The 21,677-nt window shown below is 65.5% G+C and carries 23 protein-coding genes; 17 read left to right on the forward strand and 6 right to left on the reverse strand.

The window, feature by feature from the left end:
• Positions 1 to 22: 22 nt before the first annotated feature.
• Entirely contained in the window at positions 23 to 910 is an 888-nt protein-coding gene (locus tag ACOIX3_RS17640; RefSeq protein ID WP_420971105.1) for a LysR family transcriptional regulator, read from the reverse strand.
• 113 nt (positions 911 to 1,023) lie between these two features.
• On the opposite strand from ACOIX3_RS17640, the gene ACOIX3_RS17645 reads away from it, so the two are divergent.
• The 4 genes from ACOIX3_RS17645 to ACOIX3_RS17660 are packed head-to-tail and all read left to right on the forward strand — an operon-like array spanning position 1,024 to position 4,340.
• Positions 1,024 to 1,722: an NADPH-dependent F420 reductase gene (locus tag ACOIX3_RS17645; protein ID WP_420971106.1), complete on the forward strand. Its 699-nt coding sequence runs from the start codon at positions 1,024 to 1,026 to the stop codon at positions 1,720 to 1,722.
• A gap of 34 nt (positions 1,723 to 1,756) precedes the next feature.
• A complete protein-coding gene (locus ACOIX3_RS17650; protein WP_420971108.1) occupies positions 1,757 to 2,737 on the forward strand; it encodes an MBL fold metallo-hydrolase in 981 nt (326 codons plus the stop codon).
• 60 nt (positions 2,738 to 2,797) lie between these two features.
• Positions 2,798 to 3,457 carry a hypothetical protein gene (locus tag ACOIX3_RS17655; RefSeq protein ID WP_420971109.1) on the forward strand — a complete coding sequence of 220 codons (660 nt, stop codon included), beginning with the start codon at positions 2,798 to 2,800 and terminating at the stop codon, positions 3,455 to 3,457.
• A 43-nt stretch (positions 3,458 to 3,500) separates the two neighbouring features.
• Entirely contained in the window at positions 3,501 to 4,340 is an 840-nt protein-coding gene (locus ACOIX3_RS17660; RefSeq protein WP_420971110.1) for a substrate-binding periplasmic protein, read from the forward strand.
• A gap of 12 nt (positions 4,341 to 4,352) precedes the next feature.
• On the opposite strand, the gene sugE is transcribed toward ACOIX3_RS17660, so the two are convergent.
• A complete protein-coding gene (gene sugE, locus ACOIX3_RS17665) occupies positions 4,353 to 4,667 on the reverse strand; it encodes a quaternary ammonium compound efflux SMR transporter SugE (protein WP_420971111.1) in 315 nt (104 codons plus the stop codon).
• Between the two features lie 156 nt (positions 4,668 to 4,823).
• Here sugE and ACOIX3_RS17670 point away from each other — a divergent pair, with 156 nt between their 5' ends.
• From ACOIX3_RS17670 to ACOIX3_RS17710, 9 genes are all read left to right on the forward strand, one after another.
• Positions 4,824 to 6,443 (forward strand): peptide chain release factor 3, encoded by a 1,620-nt coding sequence (locus ACOIX3_RS17670; RefSeq protein WP_420971112.1) that lies wholly within the window; start codon positions 4,824 to 4,826, stop codon positions 6,441 to 6,443.
• 230 nt (positions 6,444 to 6,673) lie between these two features.
• Positions 6,674 to 7,285 carry a hypothetical protein gene (locus ACOIX3_RS17675; protein ID WP_420971113.1) on the forward strand — a complete coding sequence of 204 codons (612 nt, stop codon included), beginning with the start codon at positions 6,674 to 6,676 and terminating at the stop codon, positions 7,283 to 7,285.
• An 81-nt stretch (positions 7,286 to 7,366) separates the two neighbouring features.
• On the forward strand, positions 7,367 to 7,951 hold the full coding sequence (locus tag ACOIX3_RS17680) for an NnrU family protein (RefSeq protein WP_420971114.1): 585 nt from the start codon (positions 7,367 to 7,369) through the stop codon (positions 7,949 to 7,951).
• Between the two features lie 2 nt (positions 7,952 to 7,953).
• Positions 7,954 to 8,775: a 3-methyl-2-oxobutanoate hydroxymethyltransferase gene (gene panB / locus ACOIX3_RS17685; protein WP_420971115.1), complete on the forward strand. Its 822-nt coding sequence runs from the start codon at positions 7,954 to 7,956 to the stop codon at positions 8,773 to 8,775.
• Between the two features lie 10 nt (positions 8,776 to 8,785).
• On the forward strand, positions 8,786 to 10,381 hold the full coding sequence (locus ACOIX3_RS17690) for a class I adenylate-forming enzyme family protein (protein ID WP_420971116.1): 1,596 nt from the start codon (positions 8,786 to 8,788) through the stop codon (positions 10,379 to 10,381).
• Positions 10,382 to 10,538: 157 nt separating this feature from the next.
• The gene (locus ACOIX3_RS17695) at positions 10,539 to 11,195 is read left to right on the forward strand and encodes a tetratricopeptide repeat protein (RefSeq protein ID WP_420971117.1); all 657 of its coding nucleotides are present in this window, start codon (positions 10,539 to 10,541) and stop codon (positions 11,193 to 11,195) included.
• A gap of 39 nt (positions 11,196 to 11,234) precedes the next feature.
• Positions 11,235 to 11,792 (forward strand): hypothetical protein, encoded by a 558-nt coding sequence (locus ACOIX3_RS17700; RefSeq protein ID WP_420971118.1) that lies wholly within the window; start codon positions 11,235 to 11,237, stop codon positions 11,790 to 11,792.
• 151 nt (positions 11,793 to 11,943) lie between these two features.
• Entirely contained in the window at positions 11,944 to 13,326 is a 1,383-nt protein-coding gene (der, locus tag ACOIX3_RS17705) for a ribosome biogenesis GTPase Der (RefSeq protein WP_420971119.1), read from the forward strand.
• Positions 13,327 to 13,349: 23 nt separating this feature from the next.
• Positions 13,350 to 14,567, forward strand: coding sequence for a TCR/Tet family MFS transporter (locus ACOIX3_RS17710; RefSeq protein WP_420971120.1), 1,218 nt, complete (start codon positions 13,350 to 13,352; stop codon positions 14,565 to 14,567).
• A gap of 83 nt (positions 14,568 to 14,650) precedes the next feature.
• Here ACOIX3_RS17710 and ACOIX3_RS17715 read toward each other — a convergent pair whose 3' ends face one another.
• Complete coding sequence (locus ACOIX3_RS17715) at positions 14,651 to 15,043, reverse strand: YybH family protein (protein WP_420971121.1); 393 nt, start codon at positions 15,041 to 15,043, stop codon at positions 14,651 to 14,653.
• A 204-nt stretch (positions 15,044 to 15,247) separates the two neighbouring features.
• On the opposite strand from ACOIX3_RS17715, the gene ACOIX3_RS17720 reads away from it, so the two are divergent.
• The 4 genes from ACOIX3_RS17720 to ACOIX3_RS17735 all read left to right on the forward strand — a co-directional run bounded on the left by ACOIX3_RS17720 (position 15,248) and on the right by ACOIX3_RS17735 (position 18,049).
• A complete protein-coding gene (locus ACOIX3_RS17720; protein ID WP_420971122.1) occupies positions 15,248 to 15,541 on the forward strand; it encodes a hypothetical protein in 294 nt (97 codons plus the stop codon).
• 158 nt (positions 15,542 to 15,699) lie between these two features.
• Positions 15,700 to 16,374 (forward strand): TetR/AcrR family transcriptional regulator, encoded by a 675-nt coding sequence (locus ACOIX3_RS17725; protein ID WP_420971123.1) that lies wholly within the window; start codon positions 15,700 to 15,702, stop codon positions 16,372 to 16,374.
• Between the two features lie 391 nt (positions 16,375 to 16,765).
• Positions 16,766 to 17,428: a DUF3313 domain-containing protein gene (locus ACOIX3_RS17730; protein WP_420971124.1), complete on the forward strand. Its 663-nt coding sequence runs from the start codon at positions 16,766 to 16,768 to the stop codon at positions 17,426 to 17,428.
• 51 nt (positions 17,429 to 17,479) lie between these two features.
• Positions 17,480 to 18,049, forward strand: coding sequence for a DUF2147 domain-containing protein (locus ACOIX3_RS17735; protein ID WP_420971125.1), 570 nt, complete (start codon positions 17,480 to 17,482; stop codon positions 18,047 to 18,049).
• 128 nt (positions 18,050 to 18,177) lie between these two features.
• Here ACOIX3_RS17735 and ACOIX3_RS17740 read toward each other — a convergent pair whose 3' ends face one another.
• The 3 genes from ACOIX3_RS17740 to ACOIX3_RS17750 form a co-directional block, all read right to left on the reverse strand.
• Positions 18,178 to 19,404 (reverse strand): ABC transporter substrate-binding protein, encoded by a 1,227-nt coding sequence (locus ACOIX3_RS17740; protein WP_212317769.1) that lies wholly within the window; start codon positions 19,402 to 19,404, stop codon positions 18,178 to 18,180.
• 172 nt (positions 19,405 to 19,576) lie between these two features.
• Positions 19,577 to 20,713, reverse strand: coding sequence for a hypothetical protein (locus tag ACOIX3_RS17745; protein WP_420971126.1), 1,137 nt, complete (start codon positions 20,711 to 20,713; stop codon positions 19,577 to 19,579).
• Positions 20,714 to 20,903: 190 nt separating this feature from the next.
• Positions 20,904 to 21,644 carry an SDR family NAD(P)-dependent oxidoreductase gene (locus ACOIX3_RS17750; RefSeq protein ID WP_420971127.1) on the reverse strand — a complete coding sequence of 247 codons (741 nt, stop codon included), beginning with the start codon at positions 21,642 to 21,644 and terminating at the stop codon, positions 20,904 to 20,906.
• Positions 21,645 to 21,677 lie beyond the last annotated feature (33 nt).

A 21,677-nucleotide genomic window follows, 5' to 3' on the forward strand; every position in this document is an offset into this window, starting at 1 on the left:
ACGCGCACATGCAGGAACAATATTAGCCCAACTCGCTGACCACGGCGGAAATGAAGCTTTTCAGCTTCGGAGTCTGCTGGCGGTCGGGATGGTAGATCACGTGAATGGGACGTGACGGCGGTTCGTAGTCAGGCAGCACTTTGGTGAGATGTCCGGAGCGCAAGCCTTCGCGCGCCAGATCCTCGGCGATGAATGCGATGCCGAACCCGTTCAAGGCGGCGACGAGGAGCGCCTTGGCGTCATTCACCAGCAAGCGATGCTTGACCTCGACCGTGTAGGTTTCCTCGTCGCGCACGAAGCGCCAGGTATTGGCAATCGGCCCGGAAGTCGACGCATACGCCAGGCACTCGTGTGCATCGAGATCGAACGGCGTTGCAGGAACACCTCTTTCGCGCAGGTAGTCGGGTGATGCACAGGTGACGAGACGAAAAGGCGCAAGCTCGCGAGCCATGAAGCTGGAGTCCGCGAGCGGGCCGATACGGAACACCGCCTCGAACTCCTCCTCGACCAAGTCAACGAAGCGATCGCTGAGCACAAGATCGACCTCCACCCTGGGGTACTGCCTCAAGTAGCGTGCGATGACCGGCGTCAGGCTTTGTGCGCCAAACGACAACGGCGCATTGACCCGCAGGCGCCCGCGGGGAGCTCCCCTTGCCTCGTCGGCGAGGGAATCCGCCCAGTCGGCATCCGCCAATACCAGCTTGCAGCGGTCGTAGTACGCCTTGCCGATGTCCGTCAGGCTCTGGCGGCGAGTCGTGCGGTTGAGCAGGCGCGTGCCCAGCCGGGTTTCCAGCCATGTCACGTGCTTGGCGATCATCTGCGGCGACATGCGCAGAGCGCTGGCGGCCGCAGCGAAGGAACCGACCTCCGCCGCCTTGACGAAGGCCGCCATGCTGGCGAGGCGATCCATTCCCTACTCCTGGTAGTGACACCCTTGTGCGGAGCGCTGTTTATACCCGAATTGAAAGCCAATAGGTAGGTTGCGACTGGTCCTTGGGGGCCAATGCGAGAAAGACCGTTGTCATGACCAAAATCGGGATTATCGGATCCGGCAATATCGGCGGTGCGCTGACGAAGCTGTTCAGCAAAGCCGGGCACGAGGTCGCCATCGCCAACTCGCGCGGGCCGGATTCGCTTGCGGACCTGGCTCGGGAGACCGGTGCTCGGCCCGCGACGATTGCGGAGGTGGTGCGGGGAAGTGAGATCGTGGTGGTGGCGGTGCCGATGCGACGCGTCAGCGAACTCCCGTCGGACCTATTTGCGGATGCGCCCGCCAACCTGATCGTTATCGACACAAGCAACTATTATCCGCGGCAGCGGGATGGCCGCATCGAGCAGCTCGAGGCGGGAATGACCGAAAGCGGCTGGGTCCAGCGACAGCTCGGGCGCCCAGTTGTCAAGGCGTTCAACTCAATCATCGCCGGGCACCTGCTGAACAAGGGCAGGCCTGCTGGAGGTGTCGGCCGGGTCGCGCTGGCGGTCGCGGGCGACGATGCACAAGCCAAAGCGACGGTCATGCGGCTTGTCGAAGAGATCGGATTTGATGCGGTCGACGCCGGCACGATCGAGCAGTCCTGGCGCCAGCAGCCCGGCTCACCCGGATACTTGAAGGATTATGACGCCGCCGGCGTTCGCCGAGCGCTGGCCGAAGCGGCGGGGGTGCGCACGCCTGACTGGCAGGCGACGCCGAACAGTCCGGGCACATTCGCGTCGCCGGCTTAACCGTCGTCACGAGGAGTTGGTGGAAAGCGGTTCAATGCGCACATTGATGTCGCGTCGCGCGTTTGCTGCGGCAGCAGGAGCGCTTGCGTTTCTGGGCACCGGATCGAAGTGCGCCACTGCGCAAGTGGCTGATCCTCGTCCGCCGACGGTCGATACGTCCAATCCGAAGGAGGTCGCGGACGGCGTGTGGGTTGTGTCGGATAACCGCGTTTGGCTCGTGCCGAACATCGGCATCATTGTCGGCAAGGTCGCGGCCCTGGTGGTCGATTGCGGGCTCGGGCCTGCGAACGGCGAGAAGGTCCTGGAGCTTGCCCGTAGACTTGCCGGTCCGCGCCGGCTGATGCTGACCCTTACGCATTTTCATCCGGAGCACGGCTACGGCGCGCAGGTGTTCCGGCGCGACGCCACGATCCTGTACAACCGCATCCAGCGTGACGAGCTGGCGGAGAAGGGCGCGCGCTACATCGAACTTTTCCGGAAGACGCAGAGTGCCGCCGCGGCAGCGGCCCTTGATGGGACGACCATCGTCATGCCCGATGTCATCTACGACGGACCGCGAACGGAGGTCGATCTCGGCGGCCGGATCGTGGAGCTGCACAGCGTTGGTACGGCGCATACGCGCGGTGACCAGATCGTCTTTCTGCCCAAAGAGCGGATCCTGTTCGCAGGCGACCTGATCGAGGAACGCATGTTCCCGATCTTTCCGTGGTTTCCGCCGCTGGACACCGATCTCGATGGAGCACGCTGGATGCAGGTCCTGAGCAACTTGCAACGGTTCGATCCCGACTTGATCGTGCCCGGCCATGGCGATCCCGGCACGATCGACATCGCCCTCGGTCTCGCGTCCCACATCGATAGCGTGAGCCGAAGGGTCAGGGCGTTGCGGCAAGCGGGAAAGGCCGCCGACGCGATCCTTCGCGAGGCCAAGCCGGACATCGTCTCCGCCTATCCCCGCTGGGAGCATCCGGGCCTCATTGACTGGGAAATCAGCTACTACGCGGCACAGCCGGCCTGAGCGCGGCGCGCGCTCGGCCGGCCCGCCCGAGGCCGCGCAGGCCGACATGGAAACATCATCATGCTTGAACGTCGTCATTTCGTTGGAGCCGTGCTCGGCTCGATGTTCATCTCCGATCCGGCCGCCGCGCAGACGCCGGCAGCCAAGGCGGGCGGTTCGGCGCAGCTCGAGCTTGGCAACGCGGCCTTGTCCGCGGTCCCCGCCGCCCAACGCCTGAACGAGCTCGGGCCGGAAAACGCTGCCATGGCGGCATGCGCAGGTTTGTGGGATGTCACGGAGACGGTGTGGGACAAACCGGGCGGCGATCCAGTCACCACCACCGGGCTCGTCGCCGAGCGCCGCATGATCGGGGCCTACCTTCAGGAGGTCATCCGTCCGGCGTCGGACACGTCGAGCCGGGACATCAAGCGCATTGACTATCTGAGCTTCCAACGCGTCGAAGGCCGGTGGAAATACGTGTCGATCGAGATGCGGGCGCCAGTTGGCATCATGCCCGCCTACAGTTTCGATCGCGGCGACGGGAAGAGCGTGGTGCTCGCCCACGATTCCTTCGCGATCGCTGGCGGCGGGTCCGATGTAGCGGGGCAGATGCTCCGCATGAACACCGTTGTCACCCGCGACGGGCCTGACCGCGACGTCAAGAACCAGCACTTCATCCTGTCTGACGGCGCCGGCACGGTCTGGCTTGCGCACCGTTACGCCTATGCACGTAGAGCGTGAAGCCGACCGACCCTGATCACCTTGAACGACATGGAGCGCTCGCATGGCATCCTGGACAAGTACACTGCTGGCCGCCTTGCTGGTCGCAATACCGGCGACGGGCCGCGCCGCCGACATCCCCGCGCCGCCGCCCGGCGCGAGCAGCCGGATCGATGCGATCCGGCAACGAGGGACGCTGCGGGTCGCGGTGCTTGACGAGTTTCCCTGGCTGATCAAGAGCTCCTCGGCCGACGCCGCGCCTTTCCATGGCCCTGCCTGGCGATTGGCCGAGGAATATGCCCGCCGGCTTGGCGTCAGGATCGAGACGACGCCCGTCACTTCCGACGACAAGGTCTCGATCCTGGCGAGTGGCGCGGTCGACGTCTCCATCGCTCCGCTCCTGGTGACGCCGGAGCGCGAGGCCGTCGCGGACATGATCCCTTACTCTGCCTCGGCGCACTGCGTGTTCGGTCTGGCCGACAATCCCAGGGTGGCGGCGGCCGCCCGGCTCGACGATCTCGATCAATCCCCGGTGACGATCGGTTTCATCGTCGGCACACCACAAGGAGCTTGGCTGCAGAAGCGGCTTGTCCGGGCCGCGCGCGACGGCGTTCCCGGGAACCTCACCGACCTCGCGACGGTCGAGGTTCTGGCGCACCGCGCCGACGTGGCGCCGATCGACAAGTTCTTCTTCCGCGACCTGCAGAGGAAGGTGCCCGGGCTTGCGTCGGTGCCGAAGGACTGCCTGGCGAGCGAGGAGCTGCCGGTCTCGATCGGCATGGCGATCGACAAGGGCCAGCCAGCGTTCCTTGATTGGCTGCGAGCGGTCGCGGCGCGCATCAAACCTGATGTGGACGCCGAGATGGCGAAAGCCGCCCAAGAAACCGTCCAGGCAGGTCCGTGAGCCGATACGTCCTCACGCCACGAGCTTCAGCCCGACGATGCCGGACACGATCAGCCCGATGCTGGCCAGCCGCATCGCGGTCGCGGGTTCGCCGAGCAGGATGATGCCGAGCGCCGCGGTGCCGACCGCGCCGATCCCGGTCCAGACCGCATAGGCGGTTCCAATCGGCAGCGTCTTCAGCGCGATGCCGAGCAGGATGATGCTGCCGGCCATCGCCGCCAGCGTCAGCACCGACGGCACCAGCCGCGAAAAACCCTCGGTATATTTCAGCCCGATCGCCCAGCCGATCTCGAGCAGGCCTGCGGTGAACAGAATGGCCCAAGCCATAACGAACCCTCCGGATAAGGCAGGGTCGTCCCCGCAGATGGTATGGTGAGGAGAAGGTCGTCCTTCCAGTGCCTATATGTGGGTGGTGCGGCCATCCCGCATTGCGACAAAACGCCCTTGATTGCGCCCGTTTTCCCTGCCAAACGCTGCCCCGCCATGTCTGATACCGCTGTTTCGACCGAATCGCCGTCCCGCTCGCTGCTTTCAGAGGAAGTGGCGAGGCGGCGCACCTTTGCGATCATCTCGCACCCGGACGCCGGCAAGACCACGCTGACGGAAAAGCTGCTGCTGTTCGGCGGCGCCATCAACCTCGCGGGCCAGGTCAAGGCCAAGGGTGAGCGGCGCAACACGCGCTCGGACTGGATGAAGATCGAGCGCGAGCGCGGCATCTCGGTCGTCACCTCGGTGATGACCTTCGAGTTCAACGACCTCGTGTTCAACCTCCTGGACACGCCGGGCCACGAGGACTTTTCGGAAGATACTTACCGCACGCTGACCGCGGTCGATTCCGCTGTCATGGTGATCGACGCTGCCAAGGGCATCGAGGCGCGCACCCGAAAACTGTTCGAGGTGTGCCGGTTGCGCGACATCCCGATCATCACCTTCATCAACAAGATGGACCGCGAGAGCCGCGACACGTTCGAGCTTCTCGACGAGATCGAGAAGACGCTGGCGCTCGACACCACGCCGATGACCTGGCCGGTCGGCCGCGGCCGCGACTTCCTCGGCACCTACGACGTCGTCAATGGCGGCGTGCGGCTGCTCGAGGGCGGCGGCGCCAAGACCGGCGCCACCGAGCAGATCGACATCGCCGATCTCGGCAAGCGCAACCCCAATCTCGACGTCGCCGAGGTCAGGGATGAGCTCGCGCTGGCCTCGGAAGCCTGCAAGCCGTTCGAGCTCGCGGCATTTCGCGAGGGCCATCTGACGCCGGTCTATTTCGGCAGCGCGCTGCGCAATTTCGGCGTCGGCGACTTGCTCGAGGGGCTCGGCAAGTTCGCGCCGGCGCCGCGCGCGCAGGATTCCGATCTGCGCAAGGTCGAGGCGGCGGAGCCGCGCATGAGCGCCTTCGTGTTCAAGATCCAGGCCAACATGGATCCGAACCACCGCGACCGCATCGCCTTCGCCCGGCTGTGCTCGGGCAAGCTCAGCCGCGGCATGAAGGCCAAGCTGGTCCGAACCGGCAAGAACATGAGCCTGTCGAGCCCGCAATTCTTCTTCGCGCAGGATCGCTCGGTGGCGGACGAGGCCTTTGCCGGCGACGTCGTCGGCATTCCCAACCACGGCACCTTGCGGATCGGCGACACCCTGACCGAGGGCGAGGATCTGACCTTCGTCGGCGTGCCGAGCTTCGCGCCGGAAATCGTCCGCCGCGTCCGCCTCACCGATGCGATGAAGGCGAAGAAGTTGAAGGAAGCGTTGCAGCAGATGTCGGAGGAGGGCGTCGTGCAGGTGTTCCGTCCGCGCGACGGCGCGCCGGCGCTGGTCGGCGTGGTCGGTCCGCTGCAGCTCGACGTGCTGAAGGCGCGGCTGGATGCGGAATATTCGCTGCCGGTCGAGTTCGAGATCTCTGAATTCTCGCTGGCGCGCTGGATCTCGTCCGACGACCGCAAGAAGCTGGAGGCCTTCGTCGCCGCCAACAATTCCGGCATCGCCGACGACGTCGACGGCGATCCCGTGTTCATGGCCAAGAACGAGTTCTATCTCGGCTACACCCGCGAGCGCGCCGAGGGCATCACCTTCTCCAACGTCAAGGACGTGAAGAAGAAGGCGTAGCGCCGAATACGTAGCGCCGCATCCTCAGTGTCGTCCCCCGGCTTGACCGGGGGACCCAGTACGCCGCGGCTTCTCGATCGATCACTGCGGCCTCTGGAATACTGGATCGCCCGGTCGAGCCGGGCGAAGACAGCGGGGTTGTGGCGAGCGCAAGGAATTGAACGCCGCCCCGCTTGCTCCGGTCCCGCCGCGGTACCATTTTCCCCGGAGCGCATCCCGGGTCCACCTACATGCTCCGACGCGTCGTCATCTACCTCGCTTGTGCCGTGCTGGCCTTTGCCTTCGCGGGCGCTGCCTCTGCACAGCAGCGGCAGCAGACCAACCCAGCGCCGTTCGCACACACGCCTTGCAGCGTGCTCGACGAGGGGCCTTGCATCCCGTCCTATTGCAGCGTGCTCAATCACGGGCCGTGCTTTCCCGAGATGGATTATCCGTACGGCGAAAATCTCCAGCTCACGATCCTGACCGTGCCGCCCGAGGGCCAGGCCGAGAAGTACCGCAAGCCGGATCATGATCTCGATACCATCGGCGATCTGTTCGCCGCGCTGCGTTCCTGCTGGGCGCCGCCGCCGGCGGACGACGCGCGCGCGGGCATGCAGATGTCGGTGCGCTTCAGCTTCAAGCGCTCGGGCGAGATGATCGGCACGCCGCGGCTGACGTTTTCGACGCGGGGCATCCCGGCCGACACCCGCACGACCTACCTCAACGCGATCAATGCCTCGCTCGACGCCTGCCTGCCGTTGAAATTCACCGGCGGGCTCGGCGGCGCGCTGGCCGGCCGCCCGATCATGATCCGCTATGTCGACAATCGCGAGCTGGCCAAGCCGGCCGGCAATCAATGATCCGCGACCCGGCGTGGCGCATTGCGTCCCGCCCGGCGAAGATGTTACGCGAAGGCAGCAATCAATTGGGGGAGGAACATCGTGGGACTGCTCGTCATGATCCTGGGTCTCGTGCTGTTCCTCGGCATCCACGTGCTGACCAGCCTGCGCGAACTGCGCGCCGGCATCGTCAACGCGATGGGCGAGGGCGCCTACAAGGGCGTCTATTCGCTGGTGTCATTCGCCGGGCTCGCGCTGATCATCTGGGGCTTCGCCCACTACCGCGCGACCGGCTGGATCGACGTCTGGACGCCGCCGACCGCGTTCAAGCACATCGCGGTGGCGCTGATGCTGCCGGCCGTGATCCTGGTGGTGGCGGCCTATATCCGCGGCCGCATCTACACCACGCTGAAGCATCCGATGCTGGCGGGCGTCAAGCTGTGGGCGTTCGCGCATCTGCTCGCCAATGGCGACCTCGGCTCGATCATCCTGTTCGGCTCGTTTCTCGGCTGGGCGGTCTATGACCGCATTTCACTGAAGCGCCGCGCGGATGCCGGCGGGCCGCCGATCCCGGTGGGCGGCCCGACCAACGACCTGATCGCGATTGCGGTCGGTGTCATCGTCTATCTGGCGCTGGCGTTTGCGTTCCACCCGGTCGTGATCGGCGTGCCTGTCATGGGAGCCTGACTATGTCTGTTCAATCCGCCATCAAGCGCAAGACCGCGCCCGATCTCCGCGCCCGCAAGAATGGCGAACCGATCGTGATGCTGACGTCGTATCACGCGCACACCGCGGCACTGGTCGACCGCCACTGCGACGCGATCCTGGTCGGCGATTCCCTCGGCAACGTGATGCACGGCTTCGAGACCACGGTGCCTGTTACCCTCGACATGATGATCCTGCAGGGCCGCGCGGTGATGCGCGGCTCGCAAGCAGCGCTGGTCGTGGTCGACATGCCGTTTGGCTCCTACGAGGAATCGAAAGAGCAGGCGTTCCGGTCGGCGGTGCGGATCATGAAGGAGACGCTGTGCGGCGCGGTCAAGCTCGAGGGCGGCGCGCGGATGGCGGAGACGGTGGCGTTCCTGTCCGAGCGCGGCATTCCCGTGATGGGCCATATCGGCCTGACGCCGCAATCGATCAACACGCTCGGCTCGTTCCGCGCGCAGGGCCGCGAGGAGGAGAATTGGGCGCCGATCGAGAACGACGCCAAGGCGATTGCGGAAGCGGGCGCCTTCTCGATCGTGGTCGAGGCGGTCGCCGAGCCGCTGGCGCGCAAGATCACGCAGTCGATCGCCGTTCCCACCATCGGCATCGGCGCCAGTGCAGCCTGCGACGGCCAGGTGCTGGTGCTGGAGGACATGCTCGGCCTGTCGCCGCGTGCGCCGAAATTCGTACGCCGCTACGGCAATCTCGGCCCCGCGATCGAGGAAGCGATCGCGGGCTATGCGCGCGACGTGAAGAGCCGCGCCTTTCCCGGGCCCGAGCACGTCTACGGCATGAAGAAGAGCTGACGAGGCGCGCATGGACTGGTCGCAACACGCACTTCCGCCCATGCGGCTCGAGCCGCGCTTCGGCGACCGCGTCGTGCCGGTCTTCGCCGAGCGGCCCGCCAGCCTGTGGGCGATGATCGCGGACGCCGTCGCGCAGAACGGCGACGGCGAGGCGCTGGTCTGCGGCGCGACGCGCCTGAGTTGGCGTGAGGTCGCCGAGCAATCCGCGAAGGTCGCGGCGGGCTTTGCAAAGCTCGGTCTCGCGCCGGGCGATCGCGTCGCGATCCTACTCGGCAACCGCATCGAGTTCGTGCTGACGATGTTCGCCGCCGCCCATGCTGGCCTGGTCACGGTGCTGCTCTCGACGCGCCAGCAGAAGCCCGAGATCGCCTATGTGCTGAACGATTGCGGCGCGAAGCTGCTGGTCCATGAGGCCGCGCTTGCCGACCGTATCCCCGACGCCGCCGACATTCCCGGTCTCGCGCATCGCATCTCGGTCAGCGACGACGGCGCATCGCAATTCGCTGCCTTGCGCGACAATGCTCCGGCGCAAGCGCCCGCGGAGGTGAGGGAAGAGGACACCGCGATGATCCTCTACACCTCGGGCACCACAGGCCGGCCGAAGGGCGCGATGCTCGCCCATTGCAACATCATCCACTCCTCGATGGTGTTCGCGTCCTGCCTGAAGCTGACCAAGGCCGATCGCTCGATCGCTGCCGTGCCGCTCGCGCATGTCACCGGCGCGGTCGCCAACGTCACCACCATGGCGCGCTCTGCCGGTGCGCTGATCATCATGCCGGAGTTCAAGGCGTCGGAATATCTGAAGGTCGCGGCGCGCGAGCGCGTCACCTACACCGTGATGGTGCCGGCGATGTACAATCTCTGCCTGATGCAGTCGGATTTCGACAGCTACGACCTGTCGAGCTGGCGCATCGGCGGGTTCGGCGGCGCGCCGATGCCGGTCGCGACCATCGAAAAGCTCGATGCCAAGATACCCGGGCTCAAGCTCGCCAATTGCTATGGCGCGACCGAGACCACGTCGCCCTCGACCTTGATGCCGGGTGAATTGACCGCGGCGCATATCGACAGTGTCGGCCTGCCGTGCCCCGGCGCCGAGATCATCGTGATGGGCGCCGATGGCCGCGAGGTGCCGCGCGGCGAGATCGGCGAGCTCTGGATCCGCAGCGCGTCCGTCATCAAGGGCTACTGGAACAATCCGCAGGCGACCGCCGAGAGTTTCACCGCCGGCTTCTGGCATTCCGGCGATCTCGGCTCGGTCGATGCCGACAACTTCGTCCGCGTGTTCGACCGCCAGAAGGACATGATCAACCGCGGCGGCCTGAAGATCTATTCCGCCGAGGTCGAGTCCGTCCTGGCCAGCCATCCGGCCGTGGTCGAGAGCGCGATCATCGCAAAACCGTGCCCGGTGCTCGGCGAGCGCGTCCACGCCGTGATCGTGACCCGCACGGCGGTGAATGCGGAGGGCCTGCGCGCCTGGTGCGCCGAGCGTCTCTCCGACTACAAGGTGCCGGAGACGATGGCCCTGACATCGGAGCCGCTGCCGCGCAACGCCAATGGCAAGGTGATCAAGCGCCAGCTCAGGGAGAGCCTTCCGCCAGGGGCGTAGGCCGGCCCATGGCAAACTTCCCCGGTTAACGCTTTGATCCGCCTCGCTTTGCCTTGCCTCCGCCACACCGTTAGGGTAACGCCGCCGCGATGTGGGGATCAGGTAGGGGCCACGCTCCACCGAGATTCGCGGTCCCGAGGGGATGGGATAGCCTTAAGTGTCTGAATTATTTGACGAAGTCGACGAGGAAGTCCGTCGCGATCAGCTCAAGAAGCTGTGGGACAAGTACTCGCTTTTCATCATCGCGCTGGCGATCCTGGTGGTCGCGGGCGTCGGTGGCTGGCGTGGCTACCAATATCTCGAGGGCAAGAAGGCCGCCGAGGCCGGTGCGGCGTTCGACCGCGCCGTCGAACTGTCGGACCAGAACAAGCACGCCGAGGCCGAGGCCGCGTTTGCCGACCTGATCACCAAGGCGCCGTCCGGCTACCGCAATCTGGCGCGGCTGCGCATGGCCGCCGAGGTCGCGACCCGCGATCAGCCGGCCGCCGCGAAACTCTATGACGAGATCGCAGCCGACCGCAGCGTCGGCGGACCCGATCAGGATTTGGCGCGGATTCGTGCCGCGCAGATGGTGATGGACACCACGACCTATCCGAACATGGTGCAACGGCTCGAAGCGACGGCAACGTCGAAGGACTCGACGTTTCGCCACTCCGCGCGCGAGCTGCTGGCGCTGTCGGCCTGGCGCGCCAACGATGCCACCGCCGCGCGGCAGTGGCTCGACCAGATTGCCAATGACGGCGAGACGCCGCCGAGCCTGCGTTCGCGCGCCGAAGCGCTGCAGGCGCTGTTGCCGCCGGTCGCGAAGAGCTGACTTGGCGCGCGAAACCCGAGTTTGAGTGAGAGATCGACCATGCGCCGCTCACAACGCCTGATCGCAGCCGCAGTTCTGACAGCGCTTTGCAGCGTGCTGGCCGGCTGCGGCGGTGGCGGCATGTCCAATTTCGACCCGAGCGACCTGCTCGACTTCCTCGACACCAAGAAGAAGCTGGCCGGCGACCGCAAGCCGGTGTTTCCGGAAGGCGTGCCCGGCCTCGAGCAGGGCGTGCCGAAGGAATTGTACAAGGGCTCGCAGCAGGAGCAGCTCGACCAGCAGAACGCCGCGGCAGCGGCCGCCGCCCAGCCGGCTCCGCCGCCCGAGCCGCCGAAGGGCGCCAAGAAGCACTCCAAGCGGGCCGCGCCGGCCGCGGATCAGGCGGCTGCTCCCGACGCCGCGGCGCCGGACGAGGGCGCGCCTGCCGCGCTGCCGCCCGAGCCGAAGCCGAAGAAGATCGTCCGCCGCCGCACCACCGCGCCGCCCGCCGACGACCAGCAGGCGCAGCCTGCGGCACCGGCGCAGCAGACCCAGACCAGTCAACAATCCGGCGGCTCGTTCCCCGCGCCGCTACCGAGCGGTGGATTTAGCCGCTAGCACGATCCGGAAAAGTGCGAAGCGGTTTTCCGGAAAGATCATGCTAAAATTAGAACCTAAAGCGCGATGACGATTTCACCCAATCTCATCGCGCTTTAGGCTCCTGCTTCAATTCATTGACGCGCGCCACGCCGCGGCGCCTGGATAATCCATGTCTTTTACCATCGCAATTATCGGCCGGCCCAATGTCGGAAAGTCGACGCTGTTCAACAGGCTGGTCGGCCAGAAGCTCGCGCTGGTGGACGACGAGCCCGGCGTGACCCGCGATCGCCGCGAGGGCCAGGCCCGGCTCTACGATCTCGACTTCACCATCATCGACACCGCGGGGCTCGATGAGGGCGCCAAGGGCTCGCTGACGGCGCGGATGCAGGAGCAGACCGAAACCGCGATCGCGCTCGCCGACGCCCTGATGTTCGTGATCGACGCCCGTGTCGGCCTGACGCCGACCGATCGCGCCTTCGCCGACTTCGCCCGCAAGGCCAACAAGCCGGTGCTGCTGGTCGCCAACAAGGCCGAGGGCAAGCACGGCGAGATCGGCGCGATGGAATCCTACGCCCTCGGCCTCGGCGATCCCGTGCAGATCTCGGCCGAGCACGGCGAGGGCATGGGCGACCTCCACGAGGCGCTGAGCGCGCTGGTGCCCGCGACACCAGAGGAAGACGACGAGGGCGAGGACGACGAGGACATCTCGGAGGAGGAGGCCGCGCAGCGCCCGATCCGGGTCGCCATCGTCGGCCGGCCCAACGCCGGCAAGTCGACGCTGATCAACCATCTGCTCGGCGAGGAGCGGCTGCTGACCAGCCCCGAGGCCGGCACCACGCGCGATTCCATCGCGGTCGAGATCACCTGGCAGGGCCGCCAGTTCCGCGTGTTCGATACCGCCGGCCTGCGCCGCCGCTCGCGGATCGAGGAGAAGCTGGAGAAGCTCTCGGTCGCCGACGCGTTGCGCGCGGTGCGCTTCGCCGAAGTCGTCGTGATGATGATGGACTCGCAGAACAAGTTCGAGGAGCAGGATCTGCGCATCGCCGACCTGATCGAGCGCGAGGGCCGCGCCATCGTGCTCGCGGTCAATAAATGGGACCTCGTCGAGCGCAAGCCCAACCAGATCTCGCAGCTGCGCATCGATGCCGACCACTGGCTGCCGCAGGTCAAGGGGGCGCCGATCGTCGCCGTCTCCGGCCTGATGGGCGAGGGCATCGACCGCCTGATGATTGCGATCCAGGAGGCCTATGCGGTCTGGAACCGGCGCTTGCCGACTGCGGGGCTCAATCGCTGGTTCGAGCAGGCGATCCAGGCCAGCCCGCCGCCGGCCGTCTCGGGCCGCCGGCTGAAGCTGAACTACATCACGCAAGTCAAGGCGCGCCCGCCGAGCTTCGTGTTGTTCTGCTCGCGCGCCGACGCGATCCCGAGATCCTATCTGCGCTACCTCACCAACTCGCTGCGCGAGACCTTCGATCTGCCGGGCACGCCGATCCGGATCACGCTGCGCGAGAAGGCCAATCCGTTCGCTCACAAGCGCAAGCGGCCGTCGTGAGCGGAGAGGCGGGAGCTGACGCGATGTCGGTACCGCAGGCACGCAGCGGCGCCGTGATCTTCATCTTCATCACGCTGCTGCTCGACATGCTCGCGCTCGGGATCATCATCCCGATCCTGCCCAAGCTGATCGAGGGCTTCGTCAACAACGACACCGCGAACGCGGCACGCATCTTCGGCGTGTTCGGCTCGATCTGGGCCTTGATGCAGTTCGTCTGCTCGCCGATCCTGGGCGCGCTGTCCGATCGCTTCGGCCGCCGGCCGGTGGTGCTGCTGTCGAATTTCGGCCTTGCCGCGGACTATGTGCTGATGGCGCTGGCGCCGAACCTGATCTGGCTGTTCGTCGGGCGGGCGATCTCGGGCATTACCTCGTCGAGCGTCTCGACCGTGTTCGCCTATATCGCCGACGTCACTGCGCCGGAGCAGCGCGCTGCGATGTTCGGCAAGATCGGCGTCGCGTTCGGCGCGGGCTTTATCCTGGGACCGGCGCTGGGCGGCCTGCTCGGCGAGATCGACCCGCGGCTGCCGTTCTGGGCGGCGGCGGGTTTGAGCTTCGTCAACGGCCTCTATGGCCTGTTCATCCTGCCGGAATCGCTGCCGGTCGAGCGGCGTGCGCCGTTCAAATGGAAGAGCGCGAACCCGATCGGCGCGCTGCATTTCCTGCGCGCGAACCGGACGCTGGCCGGCCTGTCGCTGGCGACGTTCTTCGGCCAGCTCGCGCATGTCGTGCTGCCCTCGGTGTTCGTGCTCTACGCCACCTATCGCTATGGCTGGGACACCGGCACCGTCGGCGCGACGCTCGCCCTCGTCGGCCTCTGCGGCATGATCGTGCAGGGCGCGGCGATCGGCCCGATCGTGCAGCGCATCGGCGAGCGCAACGCGTTGTTCCTCGGCCTCGTCTGCGGCGCCCTGGGCTTCGTGATCTTCGGCGCGGCGCCGACCGGGCAGCTGTTCTGGATCGGCATTCCCGTAATGGCGTTCTGGGGCATCTCGGGTGCCGCGACGCAGGCCCTGACGACGCGGCTCGTCGCCGCCGATCAACAAGGCCAGTTGCAGGGCGCGACATCGAGCGTGCAGAGCATGTCGGAATTGATCGACCCGTTCCTGTTCACGCTGACCTTCGCCTACTTCATCGGCGACAACGTGCCGGTGAAGCTGCCCGGTGCGCCGTTCTATCTGGCCGGCGCGCTGCTGCTGCTCGCGCTCGCCATCGCCTGGCGCGCAACGGCGAAGAGAGCGTAGGGCGGGTAAGCGAAGCGTAACCCGCCGCATTCGTGCAGCGCTGAAAGTCGGTGGGTTACGGCTTCGCCTAACCCACCTACATCCTAATCAGTCGCCGGCACCGAATGGTGCTCGTGCGTGATTCGCCAGTCGCCACCAACTTTGCGCAGTCCGATCGTGAGCCGGAACTGGAAAGTGTCGTCGAGCGGGCCGCATCGCATCACTACAACGGCGAACGCGACGTCATCGCCGGCCGTGATCGCGATGTCCTCGATATCGAAGGCGTATGAGGAACGCTGACAGCCGAAGAACAAATCCCAAGTCTTCCTGTATTCATCAAGTCCGCGTGATTGGAACGGCGGCGGCACGTCGAACATCACGATGTCCTGATCGTGATGGGCGAGGACGCCCGCATAGTCGTGTCTGCGGACGGCGTCCGCCCAGGCTTCGATGATTGTTTTGACTTCGGTTTCTGCCGTGTGGCTCTGCTGTGTCATTGCTCGTGTGCTCCGAGTGCTGGCTGATCGATGCTTCGAGGACGAATGCGAGGGCACCGATCCGACACGCCGATGCGTCCGGGCCGGATCTTGCGGATTGCGTCATTTCGCCTGTTTACAAACCATCTGGTTGGTTTGTATAAGATGGACACTGATGAAGATGCGTGCCTCGTTCCCGGAGGCCGCCTCGGCAGGAGGAGCGTGGTGGACGACGAGGCCGTTGATATCTGCGATGAGTTGACCCGCTTCAGCGACGCGCAGGCGGCGCTGCTGACGTCGCGCGGCCTGGTTTATCTCACCGACCTGAAGCTCGATGGCAACAGGCACGGCACGATCGTCGCCGCCAGTCATGCCGACGCGGAATCTGTTGCCCGCCGGCGTGGCCGGGGAGAGAAGGTCATCGGGCGAATGGCTCACGGCTTCCTTCACGGCCTGCGCCGCCGCCTGCTGCAAACGGTGCGCGGCACCGGGAGCTGGTGTGCGCGAGCGACCGGGTAGCGCGATGATTGATTCCTTGAAGTGATGTGTGACCCGGAGCCGGCATTGGCTTTCCGGGACGTCGTTTGCGCTGCGAGGCGAGCTCCGATCCAGCGCTTGAGATTGACTGATGCCGCTGAGATACTGTGATCTCACGCGACTCCTTCCTGAGTAATTCCATGGATAATCCTTCCCGCTCCGAACGCTCCCGCAACGCCGCTCTCGACGCCGCGATCACCATCGTGACGCGCGATGGTCCGGGGCGCCTGACGCTGGACGCGATTGCGCGCGAGAGCGGGCTCAGCAAGGGCGGCGTGATGCATCAGTTCCGCACCAAGGAAGCGGTGCTGCGCGCTCTGCTCGAGCAGCAGATGGCGCATTTCGAGGAGTTCTCGAGCCGCTACCTCGAACAGGCGCGCCAGACCACGGATCAGCCCGAACTGGCGGCGCAGATCGCAACGCTCAGGGAAGCGATCTCGACGCCGCGCGCCGGGGCGTTCGCACTGCTGGCTGCGATGAACGAGAATCCCGAATTGATGGCGATGCCGCGCGATGTCGACATCAAGAAGGTCGCGCTGATGAAGGCCGAGGCGCGCGATCCGGATCTCGCGCTGCTGCGCTGGGCGGCGGCGCGGGGGCTGCTGTTGAGTTCGTTGTTCGGCCTGTCGTCGCTGACCGACGCCGAGCGCGACCGCCTGTTCGAGCGATTGCTCGACGACAGCAAGTGGACTGCGATCGAGCAGGGCGCGCCGGCGGCCGCAAAGCCATCCAAGGCGACGGCGACACGCGCGGCATCGCCGCGGCCTGCCGGTGCACGGGCCGCAAAGCCGGCATCGGCGCGCAAGCGCGGCTGAATCTCCGGCGCTCTCCGAAAGCACAACGCCGCCCAAGCGGAATATGGATCGCTTGGCGGCGTTGGATCGTCACCGGGTCCCTGAAATCCCCCGGCAATTGGTGCGTTAGCACGAGAGATATTGTGGGTTTGTGACAACGCGAGACCGCCATTCGCGAAGCGGCCGCACCAGCTCCCACGGCAAATCGATCGCCGCATTTTTCTGACGCGTTTCCTGCGATTGCAACTTTACAAACCAACTGGTCGGTTTTATAGTTGTTGCACTGAGGCAAGATCTGGCGGCGCCGTGAGGGCGAGCCAGATCGGCAGTGACGGCCGCAGCCGCACTTCAGCCCCGGACGCGGCTGCGGCCAAGCTGCTCTTCCGCTTTAGGATCGGATGAGGAGATTGGAATGGAGAGCTCGATCGCCGCGCGCGGTCTGGGAGCGATGGCGCTTTGCGTCCTCGCCGGAGGATGTGCCGCCGTCACGCCGGTGGCTTATTCGGAGGTGGCATCAACGGCCTATATGACGCCGGATACGTCCGACTCGTCGGGGCGTGTGCCGTATCGCTATGCGCCGCCGGTCGATTGGCGGAGCTACAACAAGGTGATGCTTGATCCGGTCGTGATCTATCGCGGCGCGGATCATCAGTTCGGCGACATGTCCGAGAAGGACAAGGAGACGCTCGCCGCCTATATGCAGACCCGCTTTGCCGACAAACTGCGCGGCCGCTTCACGCTGGTGAATACGCGCGGGCCGAATACGTTTCGCGTGCGGCTGACGCTGACCGGCGCGGTCGCCAACACGCCGGTGCTCGGCACGCTGTCGCGTTTCGATATGGCCGGTGCGATCTATAACGGCGTGCAGGCCGCGCGTGACGGCGAGGGCACGATGACCGGCTCGGTGATCTATGCCGTCGAGATGTTCGACAGTGCGACCGCGCGCCTGCTCGGCGCTTACGTCAGCAAGCAATATCCCAACGCCTACGACATCAAGGCCAGCGTCGGCGATCTCGCCGCCGCTACCGCCGGCATCGACAAGGGTGCCGATGCCTTCATGGCGCAACTGAAGTGAGGCGCGCGTCGCGCCTGCCGCAACCATCCCGACAATGAAAGGTGCTGTCGAATGAATTACATGGTTCGCCTGTTCTTGCGCAGCCTGGTCGCCGCCATTCTGATGAGCTCAACCGGTCATGCCGAAGTGATCGCATCGAGCGATCCGAGTGGCACATGGCTCACCGAAGATGGACGCGCACGCATCCGCCTCGAGCGCTGCGGCACCACGCGCGACCGCATCTGCGGCTTCATCGTGTGGATGAAGGATCCGCTCGACCCTCGCGGCCAGCCGTTCCGCGACGGCTTCAATCCCGATCCCGACAAGCGAACGCGCGCGTTGCTCGGCCACCAGCTGATCCTGGGATTGAAGCTGTCGCCGGAGGGCCGGTTCGACGGCGACATCTACAATGCCGAGGACGGCAAGTCCTATTCGGTCTCGCTGTGGCGCGACGCGTCCGATCGGCTCAAGCTCAAGGGATGCCTGATCAGGTTCCTGTGCCAGACCCAGACCTGGACGCAGACGTTCGACGTTCAGCCCGGACAGCTCGTCGGCCTGACCGGCGACGCGGGCGGCCCGCGTGCCGACAGGGAATGGGCATCGCTGCCGACGCCGGCGAAGGCAAAATCGGCGGCGAAGTGAAGAAGAGTAGGGCGGGTTAGCCGACTACGTCCGCCGTATTTCAACGAGCGAAGGCGGAAGGCGTAACCCGCCGACTTCGTGCCGTGGAAAAGATGGTGGGTTACGCTTCGCTAACCCACCCTACGCAATCACTTCTTCACCAGCGGACAATCGCTGGCCTCGAGCGGCTTGGCGGCGTCTTCCGGCGAGATGGTGGCGATCAGCTTGTAATAGTCCCAGGGATATTTCGACTCTTCCGGCTTTTTCACCTCGAACAGATAGGCCGGGATGATGCGGCGGCCATCGATCCGCAACGGACCCTTGCCGAACAGCGGATCGTCGGTCGGGATCTCCTTCATCTTGGCCACGACCTTGGCGCCGTCATGCGGATTGCCGCCCATCGCGTCGAGTGCTTTCAGATAATGCAGCACGCCGGCATAGACGCCGGCCACCGTCATCGAGGGCATCGAGCCCTTGGGCGAGACCTTCTGGAAGCGCTTCGACCAGGCGCGGGTCTGGTCGTTCATGTCCCAGTAGAACGACTCGGTGAAGGTCAGGCCCTGGGCGATCTTCAAGCCCAGCGCATGCACGTCGTTGACGAACAGCAACAGCGCCGCGAGCTTCTGTCCGCCCGCGGTGATGCCGAATTCGGACGCCTGCTTGATCGCGTTGGTGGTGTCGCCGCCGGCATTGGCAAGGCCGATGATCTTGGCCTTGGAGGCCTGCGCCTGCAGCAGGAACGAGGAGAAGTCCGCGGTGTTGAGCGGATGCTTGACGCCGCCGAGCACCTTGCCGCCGTTGGCGGTCACGACCGCGGAAGTGTCGCGCTCCAGCGCATGGCCGAAGGCGTAGTCGGCGGTGAGGAAGAACCAAGTGTCGCCGCCCGCCTTGGTCAGCGCCTTGCCGGTGCCGTTGGCGAGCATGTAGGTGTCGAACGTGTAGGAGATCGTGTTGGCGTTGCAGGCCTTGCCGGTCAGATCGGCGGTCGCCGCGCCCGAGTTGAGCACGATCGAGTTCTTTTCCTTGGCAAGGTTGCTCACCGCCAGCGCGACGCCGGAGTTCGGCGTATCGGTGATGATGTCGACCTTCTCGTTGTCGATCCAGTTGCGCGCGATGTTGACGCCGACGTCGGGCTTGTTCTGGTGGTCGCCGCTGACCACCTCGATCTTCCAGCCCTTGGCGCGCAGGCCGGAATCTTCCACCGCCATGTTGGCCGCGGCCACCGAATTGGGCCCGCCGATGTCGGCATAGAGGCCGGACATATCGTTCAGCACGCCGATCTTGACGTTCTTGTCCTGAGCAAAGGCAGGCGTAGCAAGGCCGAGTGCAGCGCAAGCGAGAAGCACGGCGTGGCGCCGTGCGAGCGTCGTCGTCATGAGACATTCCCTCCACTGTCAATTTTTTCCGGGGCGGCCCTCTTGTGGAGCCTTGTGCCGGTCGTTCGGGTTCCCGCTTACCCTTTCCTTCGGCGAGCGGCAATCCGCATAAAGCCGGATGAACTGCGTCGAAGCGTCATGCTTCAATCAGAACCGAAGCTCTGGGTGCCGCTTATTTGAGCGCATCCGAGGTCAGCTTGAATTTCTGGATCCGCTTGCCCTCGACCTCGCCGGTGTAGACGTTGCCCTTCTGGTCCACCGCCATGACGTGGAGCAGGGCGAACTGTCCGGCATTGCGGCCGCTATGTCCGAAGGTGCCGACCACGCTGCCGTCGTCGCGCTTCAGCACGCGGATCTCGTTGTTGGCGCCGTCGGCGTTGAGCAGATAGGTCTGCTTCGGATCGGGCCACAGCGCGAGATCGAACACCGCGCCGTCGCCGCGGGTGTTCTTCTCGTAGAACCATTCCTTCACGAAGGTGCCGTTCTTCTTGAACACCTGGATGCGGTCCTGGCTGCGGTCGCAGACATAGACCAGCCCGTCATTGGCGATCTTGATGCAATGCACGGGATTGCCGAACTGCTCCTGCACCGCGGCGCTTGGATCATAAGGCGGCTGCTTGTCATCGGTGGGCAGCTTGCCGTAGCCGCCCCAGTGCCGCTTGTAGGCCAGCGTGGTGGCGTCGAACACGATGACGCGGCGGTTGCCATAGCCGTCGGCGATGTAGAGCTCGTTGGCATCCTTGTCGATCGCCATCTCGGCCGGGCGGCCGAGCTGGGTGGTGTCGTTGCTGTTGGTGCGGGCTGCGATCTTGCCGATCTGGCCGAGGAACTTGCCGTCGAGCGAAAACTTCAGGATCGCGCTGTCGTCGTCGGCGTTGCCGCCGATCCAGACGAAGCCGCGCTCGTCGACCTCGATGCCGTGCTCGCGGCCGACCCATTGATAGCCGTCGCCGGGGCCGCCCCAGGCCCGCAACAGATTGCCGTCGACATCGAATTCGAGCACCGGCGGCGCAGCCACGCAGCATTTCGCGCGCGGCGGGGTGAGGCTCGCCGCCTTCTCGCCATCGGTCAGCGAGCGCGGCCGGTGCACCACCCAGATGTGCCCCTGCCAGTCGACGGTGATGCCGCCGACCTGGCCGATGATCCAGTTGTTCGGCAGCTGCTTGGGCCACGAGGCGTCGACCGCGAAGGTCGGGACGTCACCGGCCCTGGCGGGCGTTGGTTGAGCAAAAAGGGCTGATGATGCGATGCCGGCGGAGAGAAACAATCCGGACAGAATGGAGCGCGCGCGATTGAACGTCGGCGTCATGATGCCTCCCGAGATTTTTTCTTGGCGGGGCGTCCCGCTTGAGGGGGGCAGTCAATCGCGGGGAGGGGGCGGAGTCAATTGCAAGGAGGTGCGTAGCCCGGATGGAGCGAAGCGAAATCCGGGGCAGTCTCTCCGCGGACAGACGCTTCCCGGATTACGCTTCGCTTCATCCGGGCTACGGTTCGTCAACCTAAGCCGGCGGCTGGAAGCTCCGCAGCGTGCGCGCCTTGTAGTCGTAGAGCTTGCCGGTTTCGGTCCACTCCGGCGAACACATCGGCACGACGAATTCGGCGGCCATGTCGGGCGTATCCAGCGTCATCGGGTCTTCGCCGGGAAACACCTGCGCGCGCATCCGGGTGCGGATCGGGCCCGGGCTGAACAGGTTGACGCGCAGCGCCGTGTTGGCGGTCTCGTTGGCCCAGGAGCGCACCAGCGTGTCGAGGGCGGCCTTCGAGGCGGCATAGGGGCCGAGATAGGCATTGGCCTTGTGCGCCACGCCTGACGTGACGAACACCGCACGGCCGGCGTCGGATTGGCGCAGCAGCGGGTCCATGCAGCGGATCAGCTGGAAATTCGCCGTGACGTTGATCGCGAACACGTCGTTCCACGGCTTCAATTCGATGTGGCCGAGCGGCGAGGAGGGACCGGCGGTGCCGGCATTGCCGACGAGGATGTCGAGCTTGCCGTGGCGCTCATGCAGCGCGAGCCCGAGCCGCGCGATACCGTCGTAATCGGTCAGCGAGAGCGGCACCAAGGTGGCGCTGCCGCCGTCCTTGCGGATCTCGTCGTCGAGCTCTTCCAGCCCGCCCTGGGTCCGCGCCACCGCCACGACATGCGCGCCGGCCTTGGCCAGCGCGACGGATGTCGCATAGCCGATGCCGCGCGAGGCGCCGGTCACGAGGGCAATACGGGAGGCGAGGGGTTTTGTCATGGAAGGGACTCTAACAAATCGTCGTCCCTGCGA

The organism is Bradyrhizobium sp. B120 (assembly GCF_049075665.1).
Taxonomy (GTDB): Bacteria; Pseudomonadota; Alphaproteobacteria; order Rhizobiales; family Xanthobacteraceae; genus Bradyrhizobium.